This window comes from Niveibacterium sp. COAC-50, assembly GCF_013184235.1.
Lineage (GTDB): Bacteria > Pseudomonadota > Gammaproteobacteria > Burkholderiales > Rhodocyclaceae > Niveibacterium > Niveibacterium microcysteis.
In genome coordinates this window covers 1,291,652-1,309,463 of sequence record NZ_JABCJM010000001.1, presented here as the reverse complement: position 1 = coordinate 1,309,463, position 17,812 = coordinate 1,291,652, and the positions used below count along the sequence as shown (strand labels likewise).

Genomic DNA, 17,812 nt, shown 5'->3' with positions numbered 1-17,812 from the left:
GCGATCAGCCCACATGCGCTGCGATGAAGGCCTTGATCGCAGCGGCGTCAGCGTCCATCACCTCAACACGCTGCGGCAGCGCTTCAATACCCTCGTAGCCGGCCGGACGCGCGGGCTGACGGCCGAGCGCTTCCTGAATGGTCTCCTCGAACTTGGCCGGCAAGGCGGTCTCAAGAACCACCATCGGGATGCCAGCTTCACGGTGCTCGGCTGCCACCTTGAGCGCATCGGCCGTGTGCGGGTCGACCGTGACGGCGTAGCGCTCCGCCGTCGCACGAATTGTCGCCAAACGGTCTGCATGAGAACTGCTGCCTGATACGAAACCGTAGCCCGCGATCTTCGAGAAATACGGCGTGGCAGACAGATCGAAGGCCCCGCCCGCATCGACCTTGGCCCACAGATCACGCACCACGTCGGCGTCGCGGCCCACCAGATCGAAAACAAAGCGTTCGAAATTCGATGCCTTCGAGATGTCCATCGACGGGCTGGACGTAGCGTGCGTTTCGGCCGTGCCACGCGGACGATAAACGCCGGTGCGGAAGAACTCGTCAAGCACGTCGTTTTCGTTCGTCGCCAACACCAGCTTACGAATCGGCAAGCCCATCATGCGTGCGATATGGCCAGCACAGATGTTGCCGAAATTGCCAGACGGCACGGCAAACGAGACCTCTTCGCCGGCCGCCTTCGTGACGGCAAAGTAGGCCTTGAAGTAGTACACCACCTGGGCCGACACGCGCGCCCAGTTGATCGAGTTGACGGTACCGATCGCGTATTTGCGCTTGAAGGCCAGGTCGTTCGACACCGCCTTCACCACGTCCTGTGCATCGTCAAACATGCCGCGGACAGCGATGTTGAAGATGTTCGCATCCTGCAGCGAATACATCTGGGCGCGCTGGAACGGACTCATGCGGCCATCGGGCGACAGCATGAACACGCGCACGCCGCGCTTGCCGCGCATCGCGTACTCGGCCGCCGAACCGGTATCACCGGATGTGGCGCCAAGAATGTTGAGCGATTGGCCTGTCTTGTCCAACGCGTACTCGAACAGGTTGCCAAGCAGCTGCATGGCCATGTCCTTGAACGCGAGCGTCGGCCCGTTGGAGAGTTCCAGCAAGTGCAGGCCCGGCTCCAGCGTGGTCACGGGCGTGATCTCACCCGTTTTGGCCGCATCGCGCGCATTGCAGTAGACCTGCGCGGTGTAGGTACGATTGATCAGTGCCCGCAGATCATCGGCCGGAATGTCGTCCGCAAAACGCGACAGAACCGCGAACGCGAGCTCCGGATAGCTCAGCCCGCGCAGTGACTCCAACTCTTCTGGCGTGAAGCGGGGATAGCTTTCCGGCATCGCCAGACCGCCATCCTCCATCAACCCACCGAGCAGGATGTCGAGGAAGTGCATCGGCGCGGCCTTGCCGCGCGTCGAGACGTAGTTCATCGCCATGTCAGTTGCCCAGCTCTTCCAGACGGATCTTGGTGACCGAGCCATCGACAGTAGCGAGTTGCTCGATACGCTCGATCGCAGCGACGACGTTGCGCTCCAACACCTTATGCGTCAGCAGGATGATGCTGGCCTTGTCGACGCCTTCCGGCGGCTCCTTCTGGATCATGGCTTCAATCGAGATGCCGTGGTCAGCAAGGATGCGTGCGACATCAGCCAGCACACCCGGACGATCGAAGACCTGCATGCGCAGGTAGAACGAGGTTTCGACGTCGCCGATCGCGAGGATCGGGAGTTCGAAGACCTGGTCAGCCTGGAACGCAAGGTGCGGCACCCGGTGCTCGGGGTCCGACGTGTGCATGCGCGTCACGTCGACGAGATCGGCGACCACCGCACTCGCCGTCGGCTCGGCGCCTGCGCCGCGGCCGTAGTACAAGGTGTGCCCAACCGCATCACCCTTCACAAGCACGGCGTTCATCACGCCCTCAACGCTGGCGATCAAACGACGCTCAGGGATCAGCGTCGGGTGCACGCGCAACTCCACGCCACGCGGCGTGCGACGCGTAATGCCGAGCAGCTTGATCCGATAGCCGAGCTCCTCGGCGTACGCGATATCTTCGCGAGTCAGCTTCGAAATGCCTTCCACGTAGGCTTTGTCGAACTGCATCGGGATGCCAAAAGCAATCGCGCTCATGATCGTCAGCTTGTGTGCGGCATCGACACCCTCGACGTCAAACGTCGGGTCGGCTTCCGCATAGCCAAGTTCCTGAGCGGCTTTGAGCGCGGTATCAAAGGAAATACCCTTGTCCCGCATCTCGGTCAGGATGTAGTTCGTGGTGCCGTTGATGATGCCGGCGATCCATTCGATGCGGTTCGCCGTCAGGCCTTCACGCAGCGCCTTGATGATCGGGATACCGCCCGCGACGGCAGCCTCAAAGGCCACCATGACGCCCTTCTTCTGGGCCGCAGCGAAGATCTCGTTGCCATGCAAGGCGAGCAGCGCCTTGTTGGCCGTCACGACATGCTTGCCATTGGCAATCGCTTCGAGCACCAGCTCGCGCGAAATACCATAGCCGCCGATCAATTCGACCACGATGTCGATTTCGGGGTCACGGACAACCTCGAACGCGTCGGCCGTAATCCGGGCCTTGTCGCCCACCACCTTTTTGGCGAGCTCCACGTTGCGGTCCGCTACCGACGCAATTCGAATGGGACGCCCGGCGCGACGCGTGATTTCTTCCTGATTCCGGGACAGCACGGTAAATGTGCCGCCACCGACGGTCCCAATGCCCAGCAGGCCAACGTTGATCGGTTTCATGACAGGTGTTTCTTGAAATTGATGGAGGGGTTGATCGAGCTTCTGCGGAAAGGGAAGCAGTACACACCATCGCGCGGCGTACCCGGTTCAAACAACGCGGTGCGATGGGCCGAGCCGAATGCTTCCGAACTCAAAGCCGGAGTCAGGTGGTGACCTACCCCCGGTGAGTGAGACGCCCCGTTGGTTACGAGGTCGTCGGAGAGATACTTCTCGCCAAGGGCGGAATCCGCATGGTTCCGAACGATGGCCAACAGATTGTCGGACGCCACCAACTTGCCGGTGCCGTCCCATAAAGGCGACAGTTTAGCGTTTTCAACCGCCATGCCGCTTCCGATATTGCTCGAGGAAGCGTGCGATACGCCCGATTGCCTCGCGCAGATCGTCTTCGTGCGGCAGGAAAACGACACGGAAATGGTCCGGCGTCGGCCAGTTGAAGCCCGTCCCTTGAACGACCAGCACCTTCGATTCCTCCAGTAGTTCGAGGATGAACTGTTGGTCGTTCTCGATCGGATAGAGCTTTGGATCCAGCCGAGGGAAGCAGTACAGCGCTGCCTTCGGCTTGACACAGCTGACGCCGGGGATCTGATTGAGCAGATCGACGGCGATGTCGCGCTGGCGTGTCAGACGACCGCCGGGCGCCACCAGGTCCTTGATGCTCTGGTAACCACCCAGCGCGGTCTGGATTGCCAACTGGCCCGGCGTGTTCGAGCACAGGCGCATCGAGGCGAGCATATTCAGCCCCTCGATATAGTCCGCCGCACGGCGCTTGTCGCCCGATACGACCATCCAGCCGGCACGATAGCCGCAGGAACGGTAGTTCTTCGAGAGGCCGTTGAAGGTCACGAAGAGCACATCGTCGGCCAGGGACGCGATGCTGGTATGTACTTCGCCGTCAAAGAGCGTCTTGTCGTAGATCTCATCGGCGAACACGATCAGGCCATGCTCGCGGGCGATGTCGACAATGGCTTGCAGCGTTTCGACCGGATACAGCGCCCCCGTCGGGTTGTTCGGATTGATCACCACGATGCCCTTGGTGTTGGGCGTGATCTTGCGGCGGATATCGTCGAGGTCAGGCAGCCAACCCGATGCCTCATCACACAGGTAATGCCGCGGCGTACCACCCGACAGACTCACCGCGGCGGTATAGAGCGGGTAGTCGGGCGCCGGCAGGAGCACCTCGTCACCTGAGTTCAGGAGCGCCTGCATGCTCATTACAATCAGTTCAGACGCGCCGTTACCGATGTACACGTCGTCCACCGTGACACCAGTGATGGCCTTTTCCTGCGTGTAATGCACGATCGCCTTGCGCGGCGCGAACAGACCCTTGGAATCGGTGTAACCCGCGGCGTCCGGCAGGTTACGGATCATGTCCTGCACGATCTCATCAGGGGGAAGCAGACCGAACGGGGCGAGATTGCCAATGTTCAGCTTGATGATCTTCTGCCCCTCTTCCTCCATTTGCCGTGCACGCGCCAACACCGGGCCGCGGATGTCATAGCACACGTTAGAGAGCTTCGCCGACTTGTGAAGCGGGCGCGCGGCGCGGGCGGCGGCCACCGGCTCAAGTCCGTGTTCGCCCGTAATCCGCAACAGATTTCCCGCAGTCATAGTCTTCTCCAAGCGTCATCCGCCCTCGACTGAACGCCAAGGCGCGGCAAATCAAAAGGTTATAATCGTAGCCAAGCCTCACCACTGCCGCAATCGCGGTGCAACAAACGATGAAACTCAACCTCGATCTGTCGGCTGGAACCAACGTTGTGACCGCGCACGGAGCGGGCTTCATCGCCATCAACGGTCAGCGCTATACAGCGAGCCTGGTTGTCGGCCCCCAGCTGCTGGACACCGCGTGGGGCAAGGATCGCTTCGAATCGCTCACGATTGACGACTTTGCCGCCCTCGCAGACCACGAGGCAGTCATTACCCTGATTGGCACCGGCCAGCGGCAGCGCTTTCCGTCGCCCCAAATGCTCAGGCCTTTGATCGACGCGCAGCGTGGTTTCGAGATCATGGACACCGCGGCCGCATGCCGGACCTACAACATCCTCGCCGCGGAGGGCCGTAAGGTGATCGCGGCAATGATCATTGAATCAGCAGCTTAGCGACATACGCTTTTCGGCCATTTGCGGGGCACGATCCGGCTCGGCTACTCTGGTGCGGAATCCACCCATGGAGACCGCGATGACAGGATCGAAAGCGCCCGAATTCTCCCTCCCCGCGACCGGCGGCAAGACGATCAGTCTCGCTGATCTTGCCGGTCACACAGTGGTGCTCTACTTCTACCCGAAAGACAACACGCCCGGCTGCACAACCGAGGGCGAGAACTTTCGCGACCTGCATGATGAGTTCGTGAAGCGTGGCGCCATGGTTCTTGGGGTTTCACGCGACAGCATCAAGTCGCATGAGAATTTCAAGAGCAAGAAAGAATTCCCGTTCGACCTGCTGTCCGACCCGGACGAGACGCTGTGTGAGGCGTTTGGGGTCATGAAGCTGAAGAACATGTACGGCAAGCAGGTCCGCGGCATCGAACGCAGCACCTTCGTCATCAACGCGAAAGGAGAAATCTGCCGCGAGTGGCGCGGCGTCAAGGTTCCCGGTCACGCGCAGGAAGTGCTTGACTTCGTCACGTCGCTCTGACCCCTTCTGTCTTTCGAACTTACGCGGAAGCTCTAGCTCATGAACGCAAAACGCCAGCCAGCCAGCACAGCCGCCAAGACGAAGCTCTTCGTGCTAGACACCAACGTCTTGATGCACGACCCGAACTGTCTCTACCGGTTCGAAGAACACGACATCTTCATTCCCATTCAGACACTGGAAGAACTCGACGCCCACAAAAAAGGCATGTCGGAGGTGGCACGCAACGCGCGCCAAGCGAGTCGCATGATGGATGACATCGTGACCTCCGCACCCGACGGCATCGAGACCGGCATCGAACTGACGGAACCGTCGCGAGAACTCGCAACCGGCCGCCTTTTCCTGCAAACCGAGGCGATTCCGATCCAACTGCCGGTGAACGTACCGACAGCCAAGGCCGACAACCAGATTCTGGCGGTCGTTCATTACTTGGCGACCAAGTTCCCGAAGCGGCCGGTCATCCTGGTGTCGAAAGACATCAACATGCGCATCAAAGCCCGCGCAATGGGGCTCGATGCACAGGACTACTTCAACGACAAAGTCCTGGAAGACACCGACCTGCTCTACACCGGCGTCAGAGAGTTGCCTGCGGATTTCTGGGATACGCATGGCAAGGACATGGAGTCGTGGAAGGAGAACGGCCGCACGTTTTACAAGCTGCGTGGTCCGCTTTCCGCGGAGTTGGTGGTCAACGAATTTGTGTATCAGGAAGGCGAACGGCCGCTCTACGCACTGGTAAAGGAAAGGACTGGGCCGACCGTCGTCCTTGAAACGCTGATCGACTTCTCGCATCAGAAGAACAACGTCTGGGGCATCACGGCACGAAACCGGGAACAGAATTTCGCGCTGAATCTGCTGATGAACCCGGACGTCGATTTCGTCTCGCTGCTCGGCCAGGCTGGCACTGGCAAGACGCTGCTCACGCTCGCGGCGAGCCTGACTCAGGTGCTGGAAACCAAGCGCTACAGCGAAATCATCATGACGCGCGTGACCGTGCCGGTTGGTGAAGACATTGGTTTTCTACCTGGCACCGAGGAAGAAAAGATGGCGCCATGGATGGGCGCGCTGGAGGACAACCTTGATGTGCTCAACGGCAACGCCGAAGAGGGTGGCCACTATGGTGGCGAATGGGGGCGCGCCGCGACACGCGATCTCATCCGTACCCGGATCAAGATTAAGAGCCTCAACTTCATGCGGGGTCGCACCTTCATCAACAAATTCCTGATCATCGACGAAGCGCAGAACCTAACGCCCAAACAGATGAAGACGCTGATCACACGTGCCGGCCCAGGCACCAAGGTGGTCTGCCTCGGCAACATCGCGCAGATCGATACACCGTATCTGACAGAAGGGAGCTCAGGCTTGACCTACGTGGTGGATCGCTTCAAGGGCTGGGCTCATAGCGGCCATATCACCTTGCAGCGAGGCGAGCGCTCGCGGCTTGCCGACTGGGCAGGGGAAGTTCTGTGAGTGACGCGCCGCGCCCGGACTCTGCCGCGGCGCGGCGCCATTGGCGGCGCACGCTCGCGCTGACGCTGGCGCTACTGGCGGTATGGTTTGTGGTAACGCTGGTAACCAGCTTCATGCCCGAGCGCTTGAACGAATGGGAATTTCTCGGGTTTCCGCTTGGCTTCTATTTTGCAGCGCAGGGCGCGCTGTTGATCTACCTGGCGATTGTGGGCGTGCACACTTGGGCCATGAATCGCCTCGATCAGCGGTACAAGGACGCGCGGGACGAATAAGCCCCGCTCCTCGCCCTCAGATCACTTAGGCAGCGAAGCGACGCTCGCCGGGGACCGCATCGTCCAGCACCCAATTGCGAACCGCCGTGCGGCCAGGCAATTGCTCCACCCGCCAGTGGGCGAGCTTCACGCCCGTCCCCGCCAGCTCCGCCAGGGCACGCGATCGAGCCGGATGTGATGGCTCACCTGCGCGGTCGAGAACCACGACAGCCACAGGCCGGAAGTCCTTTCGGCAAACAACGAAGTCCAGCACAGCCAGCCCAAGATGCTCCCCGCGGGGCAAGAGCTTTGCGCTGCTAACGTGGGTCAGCACTTCAAATTCGGGGAGCGCAACCTTCAAGAGCAGGTAAACAAGCCGCTCTTCCCGTGCAAGCAGTTCCGTTTCCATCGGACTTGCCTTATTCGTCTTGGGAGCCTGCACTGTATTCGGTGCGGCATCCGGCGCTTTGTTCGGTCCACCGAGGTCGGCCGATGCGGCGAGGAGGAACTGCTCTTCCCTCGACGACGCATGCATGCGTGATACCTGGATCGCGCGCATGCAGCGGCGTACAGACCAGACACCAAGCACAACGAAGCCGAGAAATAGCAGGTAAGAAAACACCTTCATGGCGGGGGACCTAGGCGGCGAGACAATGGGCGAGATTTTATGGGTATTCCAACGGAATGCCTTGATTTAGCCGGCAATCCGCGACCAACGGTAACATCTAGGTACACGTCAACACAAAATCAAGGGTTTACCGGTCACACCTGCCAAGTTATAGTCGCGTGATGCGCATAAAAACAACACTCTGTATTGCATGTCTGGCGATCTTTGCCGGACAAGCGCTTGCCGCGGAGCCGCCGGAGCACGTTCCGGGTGCGCCGGCTGCATTGACCTCAGAGTCGATTGTGGCGCACTCGGAGTCGCTCCTCGATCGCGCATCGCGCGGCGCCGGTGACCTGATGAATTCCGGCCTTCAATACCTTGGTATCCGCTACCGTTTCGGTGGCAACTCGGCCGAGACCGGATTTGACTGCAGTGGCTTGGTTCGCCGCGTGTTCATGGATGCGCTCGGTCTGAATCTGCCCCGTACGGCCAAGGAAATGGCCAATACCGGCGAGCGGATCAATCCTTCTGAGCTCAAGCCGGGCGATCTGGTGTTCTTCAACACCATGCGTCGTACCTTCTCACACGTCGGCATTTACCTTGGCGACAACCGCTTTCTCCATTCGCCGTCGGCTGGCGGCAAGGTGCGCGTGGAGAGCATGTCTGACGACTACTGGCGCACGCGCTTCAACGGCGCCCGTCGGGTCGTAGACCAGCCTGAATTGCGCTCGGCCGAAACCAATATCCGCTGATTGGAATTAACGTGGCGACCGTATCGCCACGCTGCCGCTCGGCGCCAGCGGTCACATCTGATGCTTGGCCCCGTGCGCCGTATTGACCGTCTCGCCGATAGGTTCCGCGGCCGTAGGCAGCCGCGAGAAGGCAAGATCAAGGGCATCAAGCCGCTCTGAAATCATCTGGGCAAGCCGCTGCGTCACCTGATCGGCGTTCGGTGTCGTGGCCCGCATCAGCTCTATCTCATCCTGCAGCTGCCAAAGCCTGGCCTGGCGCTCGGGATCAGTGCCACTGATCATGCGCTCGATCAACTCTCGCCTTGCAGCCACGAAGCCGGCAACGTCGGTCTGCGCCAGAACCTTGAGATGACGAAATTCGGTGTCGGTCATGGCGATGGCTCCGACGACGGGATGGAATGTCATCCTACGCCCTGCGCCGCACAGAACCAACAGCCAATCGTGCACCAAGCACCACAAAAAGAACGGGCCCACCAAGGTGGGCCCGACGGTTCAAAACCCTGACAAGCGATCCGTCATGCGGCGACCGGCAAACGATCCCGCAACAGCGCCTTTCGAGTCGTGCCGCCTTGATCCGACGAGCTGCCGAGTAGCTCTTTCATATCGAGAATGAGCACGATCTGCCCGTTCGACAGCGTCGTCACGCCCGCCACGCCCTTCGGACGGAAGGCATCAAGCGACTTGATGACCGCGTCTTCCCGGCCCGCGAACGAGTCGATCGCCAGCACGTAGTTGCGCTCGGCCGTCTGCATGAGCACGCCGTACTCGGCGACGTGCTCCTGCGGCCAGCCCAGCAGGCCAGATAGCGTGTAGATCGGCAGCACTTCGCCACGCACCACCATCGTCGCGCGGCCACCAACCTCCTGCACGTGCTGTGCTTCGATCGGCAGGATCTCGCGCACCATCGACAGGGGCACGGCGAAAGGCTGCTCCGCAAGGCGCACCACAAGCACCGGCAGAATTGCCAGAGTAAGCGGCAGCGAAATGATGAAGGTCGTGCCCTTGCCTTGCGTCGAGCGGATATCGATCGTGCCGTTGAGCTTCTGGATATTCGTCTTTACCACATCCATGCCAACGCCACGCCCGGACACGTCCGACACAGCCGATGCGGTGGAGAAGCCGGGCAGGAAGATCAGGTTGTAGCTCTGACGTTCATCCATGGTGTTGGCCTCTTCATCAGTGATGAGGCCTTTCTCCAACGCTTTGGCGCGCAGCCGCTCGGCGTTCATGCCACGCCCATCGTCTGCGACGATGATGACAATGTGGTCGCCTTCCTGACGCGCCTCCAGGCGCACTACGGATTTGTCCGATTTGCCTGCCGCGAGGCGTTCGTGCGTCGGCTCGACACCGTGATCAACCGCGTTGCGGATCAGGTGGATGATCGGATCGGAGAGATCCTCGATCATCGTTTTGTCGATTTCCGTTTCCTCGCCGCTGAGCATCAGCTCAACATCCTTTCCGAGGCTGCGGGCCAGATCGCGGGCGATTCGCGGGTATTTCTGGAACAGACGGCCGATTGGCTGCATGCGCGTCTTCATGACTGCGTTCTGCAGATCCGAAACCAGCAGATCGAGCTGGCTCACTGCCACGTCCAACGCGTGCAGCGTTTCCGAATCGCTGCGGCCGTTCAGAATGTCAGAACGCAGTGCATTGAGCCGGTTCTTGGTGAGCCCGATCTCACCGGACAGGTTCAAAACCTGATCGAGGCGAGAAGTATCCACGCGGATCGAGTTGTCGCGAGTGCGCTCAACTTCGCGCCGGCCGGTCGGGCCGCTGTAACCCGGTTTGTCGCTGGCACGTCGCCCGATTGCAGCCTTGATGATCTCGTCGGCAGATTTGCCGTCGAGGTCGTGCGAAGGATCTGCAACAGTAACAACAGCGGCCGGCGCGGCGGCCGGGGCCACTGCTGACGAGGGCACGCCTGTCACGGATTCGTAAAGCGCATACCAGTCGATGCCGTCGTCGCCAACCGGATGGTGCACAACCACCGGCGCCACCGGAACCAAGGCTGTATCGGCCTTCGGCGCGGGAGCCGGTGCCGGCGCCGGAGCGGCTGGTTTGGCCGCACCGCCAACCAGATTCCCAGCAATCGCCAGCTTCAGCTGCGAGATCAAATGCGGGTCCGCAGCGGATGGCTGCTGGCCGCGCTCAAGCTCGTTGAACATGTCGCGCACCGCACCGGTCGCGGCGAGGATGACGTCCATCGCATCCGGCGTAATCGCGAGTTCCGCGTTACGCAACTTGTCGAACAGGTTCTCGGTCAGGTGGCACAAGGTCACCAGCTCGGTCGCATTGAGGAACCCGGCACCCCCCTTGATCGTGTGGAAGCCGCGGAAGATCTCGTTGAGCAAACCGGTGTCGTTCGGCGTGCGCTCAAGATCGACAAGCTTGTTGTCGACGCCTGATAGCAGATCACCCGCTTCGATCAGGAAGTCCTGAAGGAGATCTTCCATCCCCGCAAAATCGCTCATAGCTCGCTCCGAATCACCGATGTCTTACGCCAGTCCGGCTTTAAGTCGGTCATGCAACGCTGTCAGAAGCCCAGGCTTTCGAGCAGATCGTCCACCTGCTCCTGGTTCGTCACGACATCCTCGCGCCCTTCGCTGCTGACCACCGGGCCATTCAGCAGGCCTTCGCTGGCCGACGAGCGCTTGTTCTCCGGCACCACCTGCAGCAGCACGTTCACCAGGCCCTCTTCCAGTACGGCAGCCATGTCGACGATCTTCTTGATCACCTGACCGGTCAGATCCTGGAAGTCCTGCGCCATCATGATTTCGAGCAACTGCTCATTGACCAGCTTGCTGTCGTCGGCGACCTGACCAAGGAAGCCGCGGGTCTCCTGAGCAAGTACCTTGAACTCTTCGACCGACAGCTCCTTCGCGTAGAGCTTGTCCCAGCGTTCGCGCAGCTGACGCGACATGTCTTCCTGCCGATCCTGGATCGGCTGCGCGATGTCGGTCGCGTTGAGCACGCGGCTCGCAGCCTGCTCGGTCATCGTCGCGATGTAGGAGAGGCGCTGGCGTGCGTCGGGGATCTGGCGTGCAGTTTCCTCAAGCATCCGGTCGTAACCCAGCTCGCGCAGGGTGTCGTGCAGCATCCGCGTCATCTGGCCGATCTTCGTGAAGACCGATTCCTGGCGCTCCTCCGGTGTCAAGGGCTCCGCCGGTACCTCGCGCGCCTCGCCCTCAAGAACGTCCTGCCCGCCCGCATTGAACTTCGACGCTACATCGTCGAAGAGATGCTGCAATTCGTCGCTGTCGCCTTCGTCGGCAGGCGGACGGGGCGCTGCGGCCTCGCTCGCGATGCTGTCGAACAGCTCCTGCAGTTCGTCGTTGTCACCTGATCCGTCATTCGCTGGCCGTTTTGCCATTTCCGGCTCCTGTTGGTCTTTCACACCGAATGCGCAGCGCAAAGAAAGCCGCGCCGCACACCACGCATGTCGCGGATTAGCCCGCCTTGCCCATTTTTTCGAAGATCTTCCCCATCTTTTCGGACAGGGTCGCCGCGGTGAAAGGCTTCACGATGTAGCCACTCGCACCGGCCTGCGCAGCCATGATGATGTTTTCCTTCTTGGCCTCTGCCGTGATCATCAGAACGGGCAGATCCTTCAGCGCAGAACTCGAGCGGATCGCTTGCAGCAACTCAATGCCGGTCATGTTGGGCATGTTCCAGTCGGTGACGACGAAGTCGAATCCACCGCCTTGCAGTTTCTGCAAGGCAACGGCGCCGTCTTCCGCCTCATCGACGTTTGTGTAGCCCAATTCCTTCAACAGGTTGCGGACGATGCGACGCATCGTCGAAAAGTCATCAACCACGAGGAATTTCATCTTGGGATCGGACATATTTTTCTCCGGGGTTATTCCCTGTGCGACTTCATCAGATATGGGCGCAGCGTCTCGGCGAGCACCTCAGCATCGAACTTTGCCACATACGCATCGACACCGACTGACTTGCCCATTGCTCGATTCGCTTCCGAGGAGAGGGACGAGTGCATGACCACCGGGATCCCCTCAAAACGAACGTCGCTCTTGATATTGCGGGTCAGCACGTAGCCGTCCATTTCCGGCATTTCCGCGTCAACCAGAATCAGGCTCAGCTCGTCGGCCAGGCGGCGCTTCTGCAGTTGCGCATGGGAGGCCATGCCTTCGAGCCGGGTCCAAGCCTCAAAACCGTTCATCGCGTGCTTGTGGCGTACGCCAAGCTTGTCGAGCACCTCGACAATCTTCTTGCGAGCAACCGACGAGTCATCGACGAAGAAGATGTTCGATTCGACGTCTTTTCCGAGCGGGGCGATCTGCCCGATGGGCGCTTCGCCGAAGGTTTGCGCGAGGATCGTCTCGACGTCCAGGATCGACACCAGACGGCCGTCCGGCAGTTCGGTGATCGCGGTGATGAAGCTGACCGCCGACGATGAGACGTTCTCCGGCTGGCGAACCTTGTCCCATTCAACCCGGATGATGCGGTCGACATCGCTGACGAGGAACCCGAGCGTTCGCTTGCTGTACTCGGTCACCATCATCGAGCCGCCCAGACCCGCTTCGGGGCCATTCAAGCCAAGGATGCGGCCGAGTGACAGTACGGGAATGACGTTGCCGCGGAGCGAAATCAGGCCCTCCACCCCGGCAGGCATATTCGGCGCCTTGGTGATGAACGGCGTTTTCGAGACTTCGCGCACCTTGAACACGTTGATGCCGAAGGTTTCGGTCGTGCCGAGCGAAAACAGCAGGATCTCCATCCGGTTAGAACCGGCGAGCTTGGTACGCGCATCAACCGAATCGAGCAGATTGCTTTGTGCCTGGTCCATTTCGGTTCCCCTCAGAGCATGTCCTGGTCGCCGTCGATGTACTTCAACAGCGAGTCAGCCAGCCGGTGCGGCTCAAACTTGGAAACGTAGGCATCCACACCCACTGATTTGCCGAGCGCCTGGTTCGACATGCCCGACAGCGAGGAATGCATGAGGATGGGTATCCCCTCGAAACGTGGGTCCGACTTGATCTTCTTCGTCAGGATGTAGCCATCCATTTCCGGCATCTCGATATCGGTCAGGATGACCGTGACCAGCTTGTTCATCTTCTTGCCGACGATATCGGCGTGGTTCGCCAGCTTCTCCAGCTCATCCCACGCAGCGCGGCCGTTGACCGCGCTTAACGACCGGATCCCCATTTCCTTGAGCGTGCGTTCGATTTGCTTGCGCGCTACGGCCGAGTCGTCGGCGTAGAAAACCGTTGCGTCTTTCTTGCGAACCTTGGGCAAGTCCTTGAACAGGAAGTCGTCGTCGTACTTGGTGGTTTCCGACAGTACCTTCTCGACGTCCAGCATCATGATCAGCCGGCCGTCTTCAAGTTCGGTGACTGCCGTTACCAGACCGCCCAGACGCGACGTCAGCATTTCGGGCGGCACCCGCATCTGCGCCCAGTCGAGCCGAAGGATGGTGTCCACCGCCTCAACCAGGAAGCCCTGGGTGTGGCCGTTGTATTCGGTCACGATCATGATGTCGCGCTTGCCATCGGTGTTTACACCGGTGTACTTGGCCAGATCGACGATCGGCACAAGCTGCCCGCGCAGCGAAACCATGCCTTCCACCGCGCTCTGCATGTCCGGCGCGGCGGTGATAGGCGGTGTGCGCATGACTTCACGCACCTTGAACACGTTGATGCCGAAGGTCTCGCGCCGATTGGTGCGTTGATCCTCGCCCAAGGTGAAGAGCAGGATCTCGAGCTTGTTCGTACCAGCCAGGCGCGTCCGCGCGTCAATGCTCTTCAGTAGTTCGGACATTCGTCTCTCCAACTCCAGGCCCTGCCTGCATTCTTGCAGGCGTCAATAACACTAACGGCAGCGCGGTTACGGACTTGAGGGTGCTTATGCACGAAAACCGATCCGGAACCCGCCCCAGTGGCGGCCCTGGATATAAATCGGGGCCGAAACGTCGTGCATCACCTCACCGGTATCGCGCCGGTAGGTTTGCACCAGGTATTCCATTTCGTGGGCACCGCAGCGCTTGCCGACCGGATCGTCGAAGATCCGCTTGGTGCGGTTGCCGACCATGTCCTTGTCGAAATCGCCGGTCAGCGGCTGCGAGAAGCGCCGGTTATGCGTGGGGAAGTAGCCCCTGCGATCCACCGCCCCGGCGTACACCACCGCCGAGTGCTGCTCCAGGATCGGCTCCTGGATTGCCGGCAGCAGTTCGTCGGTCAGCGAATCAAAGCGGGTGTTGAACTTCTGCGGTTTGGTGTCGGGAATCGGCACGTAGCGGTCGTCGAACAAGGCGTCCAGCGTGATGCGCCCGGATGCCACCGCCTGCTCAAGCGCCTCGCCCACCGCCTTGGCGGCCGCCATGGCCACACTTGGCAAGGCGGCATGCACCGCCACGGCGTTCTGCCCAACGTCCGAGAGGCGGAACACCTTGTCGATCTCGCCCAGGTTGCCGGCCAGGTTCGCGAGGCGCGCCGCCTCGCCGCGCGACTCATCCGCCGCCTTGGCGTTCTCGTTGATCATCTTGAGGATCTGCTGCACCGAGCCGTGGATCGCCTCAGCATCACGACTCTGCCCCTGTATCGACAGCGCGATCGCGTCGACCTTCTCCATGGTCTCGGTCGCGCCACGGTCGATCGCCTGCAGGGAATCGGATGCGCTGCTGGCCAGTTGGGCACCACTGCGCGCCTGTTTGCTACCTTCTTCAATCGTCGCGATAGCGCTGGCCGTTTCCCCCTGGATGGCCGCGATCATCTGCGTGATCTCGCGCGTAGCGTTGGATGTGCGTTCCGCAAGCTTGCGCACCTCGTCGGCCACCACCGCGAAACCGCGCCCCTGCTCGCCGGCCCGAGCCGCCTCGATAGCAGCGTTGAGCGCCAAGAGGTTGGTCTGATCGGCGATCTCGCGAATAACGTTGACGATGCCGCTGATCGCCTGCGACCGGTCGCCCAGCGACGCCACGACGGATGCGGACTGTTCCACCCACTGGGCGATACGCTCGATTTCCTGCGACACATTGGCCACCACGCCGCCACCGGCGATCGAAAGCTCGCGGGCTTCCTGCGCAATGCGAGCAGTCTGCGAGGCATGTTCGGCGACTTCGTAGACGTTGGCGGTCATCTGCTCGATCGCCTGCGCCATCTGGTTCGCCGCGTCGCGCTGCGAACCGGTACTGGCGCTCATGCGCTCGGAGCGCGCACCGAGTTGATCGGAAACTTCTGCAACCCGACGCGAATCGCTGATCACCTTGGCGACAACACCCTGCACCACATCGAGGAGCGAGTTGAAGGCGCTGGCCAGTTCGCCGCTGACGCCACTGCCGGCCGCCGCGCGGCGCGAGAGGTCGCCGTCTCGATTGATATCGGTGAGTAGCGTGGTCATCGCCTGCAGACCGGCGCACTGTCGCCGCTGTATCCACCAGAACAGCACCATCACAGGCAAGGCCGAAACCACCGCGGCCCCCGCCGCCCCCCCAAGCCAAGCTCCGGCCCCCGCCCCCAGCGCCGCAGCTGCGCCAAGGACGATCATCGCCCCGATTTGCCTCATTCGACCCTCGCCGTGTTGATCACGCTCGCGCTCTCGGGCGCCGTTCGTCCGATTAACGGCGGGGGATGAAGCGACTTTAGGCGTCGTCGGCGAAACCCGCTTCGTTCAGCAAGCCGGCTGCGGTAGCCGACGCCAGCACGAACAATTTCATCGTGGCGCGGGTCGCGCCGACGAAGAATTTACGCAAGGCTGCGTCGTCCAGCACCGCAAAGTCCACTTCGCTGAGGATCACGCAGGGCGCGCTCTGCCCCTTGAAGCGGTAGACCGTCTCGCACAGCACGTCGCCGGCCGAGAACTCAGGCATGCCAAGCAGATCGTAGCGCCCTGTGAAGTGTCGCAGCGGGATCGGCCCAAGCCGGTCGAGCCCGACAAGCGCCGAACGCTCCCGGCCGTGAAAGCTCAGCAGCGCGATCTGGCTGCGCTCGAAACCCAAGCCAATTGCCTGCGTGAGCGCCCGGCGCGTCTGCTCGAGCAGCGACTCGCGATCGGCGTAGGGCACCACACTCACCGCGTCGCCGCGGATCGGGCTGCCGGGCTCCTGGCGCAAGGCGTCGGGCATCAGCCGATTGAGCATGTCGACGATCGCGCGCGGGCTGCGGAAGTTGGTTGCCGAGCGAAGCGTTACCCAGCCGGGCATCTCGATCGCGGGCTTGGCGTAAAGGTTCTGCATCGGGTCTTCCAGCCACCAGCAGCGCGCACCGGGGCGGCCCAAGCGCAAAACTGCGTCGCGCCAGGCGGGCGAAAAATCCTGCCCCTCGTCGATGATGATCTCGTCGAACACCCACTCCGCCGGTACCGCCATCACCCCAAACGCCATCTCCAGCCGCGAGAAGGCATCCGGCTGGCGCAGGTCGGGCTGCAAACCGGTGGTTCGCAACATGCTCAGGCATAGCTGGTGGAACGACGTGACCTCGCCCCCCGCGGGCACCAAGGCGGCCACATGGTCCGCCAGCGGCCGGTTAAAGCATACGTACAAAGGCCGCCGCCCAGCTGCCAGCGCATCGCGATAGACCGCCAACGCGAGCTGCGTCTTGCCGGACCCCGCCGTGCCCACCACCCGCAACAGGTGGGGTGACATTTCCAGCCGCCGCGCCCATTCAGTGAGGCCACCTGAGAGGCGGGTGTAGAGCGCGCGCGACGCATCCGCGGCCGCGCCGACGTCCGGCGTCAGCGACAGTTCGTCCGCCAGAAACGCCGACACCGCGGCGTGACGTACCGCATCTGAGGCGACACCGGCATCAAGCGCCTGCACCCGCGCCACCAGCGCCTCGCGTCGATCGGCATCGATGATCAGCGCCGGGTCCAGGCCCGCGGTCTGCGGTTGGCGAACGCGATAGTCCGGCAGGAAGAGCAGACCAGTCACCGATGCGTCGCTGGCCACGCGCGCGAGTTTCTCGCGCAGCACCGCCACCGCGCGCCCCAGGTGGTGCGCCACGTTCACCGCCTGCGCCGCACTGCCGCGCAGGAGGCCCTCGGCCGATTCGCGCAGAAAACCGGTGCGCTGCTCAATCAGTACGCAGGCGCCAGATGGCGCCACCAGCGCCAGATCCACCGCGCCAAACAGCGCTTGGCCATCCGCGCCATGCTGCCAATGCACACCGTGAAACACAGCCCAGTCGTCGGGCAAGGCTTCGCCCAGGCGGCGCAGCGTGTCGAGCAGTCGAACCAAGCTGGGCGATGCGCCGTTCGCCAGCGCTTCCCAACCGTCGGGGTAGATACGAGCCATGAATGCATCACCTCAAGACCAAGCGCCTGATTGTCGCCGACTTTGCGCGCGGGCGGCCACGCCCCACGCGGCGTGGCTCATCGGGCGAGCTTGGCTCGCGA

The 17,812-nt window shown here is 61.6% G+C and carries 18 protein-coding genes; 5 read left to right on the top strand and 13 right to left on the bottom strand.

Annotated features, from left to right (window positions below):
- Positions 1 to 4 precede the first annotated feature (4 nt).
- The 4 genes from thrC to HH302_RS05820 are packed head-to-tail and all read right to left on the bottom strand — an operon-like array spanning position 5 to position 4,364.
- Entirely contained in the window at positions 5 to 1,435 is a 1,431-nt protein-coding gene (gene thrC, locus HH302_RS05835) for a threonine synthase (protein ID WP_172200763.1), read from the bottom strand.
- A gap of 7 nt (positions 1,436 to 1,442) precedes the next feature.
- A complete protein-coding gene (locus HH302_RS05830; protein ID WP_172199484.1) occupies positions 1,443 to 2,756 on the bottom strand; it encodes a homoserine dehydrogenase in 1,314 nt (437 codons plus the stop codon).
- Positions 2,753 to 3,079 carry a hypothetical protein gene (locus HH302_RS05825; RefSeq protein WP_172199482.1) on the bottom strand — a complete coding sequence of 109 codons (327 nt, stop codon included), beginning with the start codon at positions 3,077 to 3,079 and terminating at the stop codon, positions 2,753 to 2,755. Before HH302_RS05825 ends, HH302_RS05830 begins: the two co-directional genes overlap by 4 nt.
- Positions 3,069 to 4,364 carry a pyridoxal phosphate-dependent aminotransferase gene (locus HH302_RS05820; RefSeq protein ID WP_172199468.1) on the bottom strand — a complete coding sequence of 432 codons (1,296 nt, stop codon included), beginning with the start codon at positions 4,362 to 4,364 and terminating at the stop codon, positions 3,069 to 3,071. Before HH302_RS05820 ends, HH302_RS05825 begins: the two co-directional genes overlap by 11 nt.
- Positions 4,365 to 4,474: 110 nt before the next feature.
- Between HH302_RS05820 and HH302_RS05815 the strand changes: the two genes are divergently transcribed.
- The 4 genes from HH302_RS05815 (at position 4,475) to HH302_RS05800 (ending at position 7,129) form a co-directional block, all read left to right on the top strand.
- Positions 4,475 to 4,855: an Mth938-like domain-containing protein gene (locus HH302_RS05815; RefSeq protein WP_172199465.1), complete on the top strand. Its 381-nt coding sequence runs from the start codon at positions 4,475 to 4,477 to the stop codon at positions 4,853 to 4,855.
- A 79-nt stretch (positions 4,856 to 4,934) separates the two neighbouring features.
- Positions 4,935 to 5,390, top strand: coding sequence for a peroxiredoxin (locus HH302_RS05810; protein ID WP_172199462.1), 456 nt, complete (start codon positions 4,935 to 4,937; stop codon positions 5,388 to 5,390).
- A gap of 39 nt (positions 5,391 to 5,429) precedes the next feature.
- Positions 5,430 to 6,857, top strand: coding sequence for a PhoH family protein (locus tag HH302_RS05805; protein ID WP_172199459.1), 1,428 nt, complete (start codon positions 5,430 to 5,432; stop codon positions 6,855 to 6,857).
- Positions 6,854 to 7,129 (top strand): DUF4212 domain-containing protein, encoded by a 276-nt coding sequence (locus HH302_RS05800; RefSeq protein ID WP_172199456.1) that lies wholly within the window; start codon positions 6,854 to 6,856, stop codon positions 7,127 to 7,129. The genes HH302_RS05805 and HH302_RS05800 overlap by 4 nt, the downstream gene beginning before the upstream one ends.
- 25 nt (positions 7,130 to 7,154) lie before the next feature.
- On the opposite strand, the gene HH302_RS05795 is transcribed toward HH302_RS05800, so the two are convergent.
- On the bottom strand, positions 7,155 to 7,736 hold the full coding sequence (locus HH302_RS05795; protein ID WP_172199453.1) for a hypothetical protein: 582 nt from the start codon (positions 7,734 to 7,736) through the stop codon (positions 7,155 to 7,157).
- Positions 7,737 to 8,071: 335 nt separating this feature from the next.
- Here HH302_RS05795 and HH302_RS05790 point away from each other — a divergent pair, with 335 nt between their 5' ends.
- Positions 8,072 to 8,467 carry a C40 family peptidase gene (locus HH302_RS05790; RefSeq protein ID WP_371814575.1) on the top strand — a complete coding sequence of 132 codons (396 nt, stop codon included), beginning with the start codon at positions 8,072 to 8,074 and terminating at the stop codon, positions 8,465 to 8,467.
- A 51-nt stretch (positions 8,468 to 8,518) separates the two neighbouring features.
- Here HH302_RS05790 and HH302_RS05785 read toward each other — a convergent pair whose 3' ends face one another.
- The 8 genes from HH302_RS05785 to HH302_RS05750 form a co-directional block, all read right to left on the bottom strand.
- Complete coding sequence (locus tag HH302_RS05785) at positions 8,519 to 8,839, bottom strand: DUF3135 domain-containing protein (RefSeq protein WP_172199450.1); 321 nt, start codon at positions 8,837 to 8,839, stop codon at positions 8,519 to 8,521.
- 143 nt (positions 8,840 to 8,982) lie between these two features.
- The gene (locus tag HH302_RS05780; RefSeq protein ID WP_172199447.1) at positions 8,983 to 10,938 is read right to left on the bottom strand and encodes a chemotaxis protein CheA; all 1,956 of its coding nucleotides are present in this window, start codon (positions 10,936 to 10,938) and stop codon (positions 8,983 to 8,985) included.
- Between the two features lie 62 nt (positions 10,939 to 11,000).
- Entirely contained in the window at positions 11,001 to 11,837 is an 837-nt protein-coding gene (gene cheZ, locus HH302_RS05775) for a protein phosphatase CheZ (protein WP_172199444.1), read from the bottom strand.
- 76 nt (positions 11,838 to 11,913) lie between these two features.
- Positions 11,914 to 12,309 carry a chemotaxis response regulator CheY gene (cheY, locus tag HH302_RS05770; RefSeq protein WP_172199441.1) on the bottom strand — a complete coding sequence of 132 codons (396 nt, stop codon included), beginning with the start codon at positions 12,307 to 12,309 and terminating at the stop codon, positions 11,914 to 11,916.
- Positions 12,310 to 12,323: 14 nt separating this feature from the next.
- Complete coding sequence (locus HH302_RS05765) at positions 12,324 to 13,271, bottom strand: chemotaxis protein (protein ID WP_172199438.1); 948 nt, start codon at positions 13,269 to 13,271, stop codon at positions 12,324 to 12,326.
- Positions 13,272 to 13,282: 11 nt separating this feature from the next.
- Positions 13,283 to 14,242 (bottom strand): chemotaxis protein, encoded by a 960-nt coding sequence (locus tag HH302_RS05760; RefSeq protein ID WP_172199435.1) that lies wholly within the window; start codon positions 14,240 to 14,242, stop codon positions 13,283 to 13,285.
- An 84-nt stretch (positions 14,243 to 14,326) separates the two neighbouring features.
- Positions 14,327 to 15,985, bottom strand: a complete 1,659-nt coding sequence (locus HH302_RS05755; protein WP_172199432.1) for a methyl-accepting chemotaxis protein — start codon at positions 15,983 to 15,985, stop codon at positions 14,327 to 14,329.
- Between the two features lie 76 nt (positions 15,986 to 16,061).
- Positions 16,062 to 17,711, bottom strand: a complete 1,650-nt coding sequence (locus HH302_RS05750; RefSeq protein WP_172199426.1) for a nuclease-related domain-containing DEAD/DEAH box helicase — start codon at positions 17,709 to 17,711, stop codon at positions 16,062 to 16,064.
- Between the last annotated feature and the right edge of the window lie 101 nt (positions 17,712 to 17,812).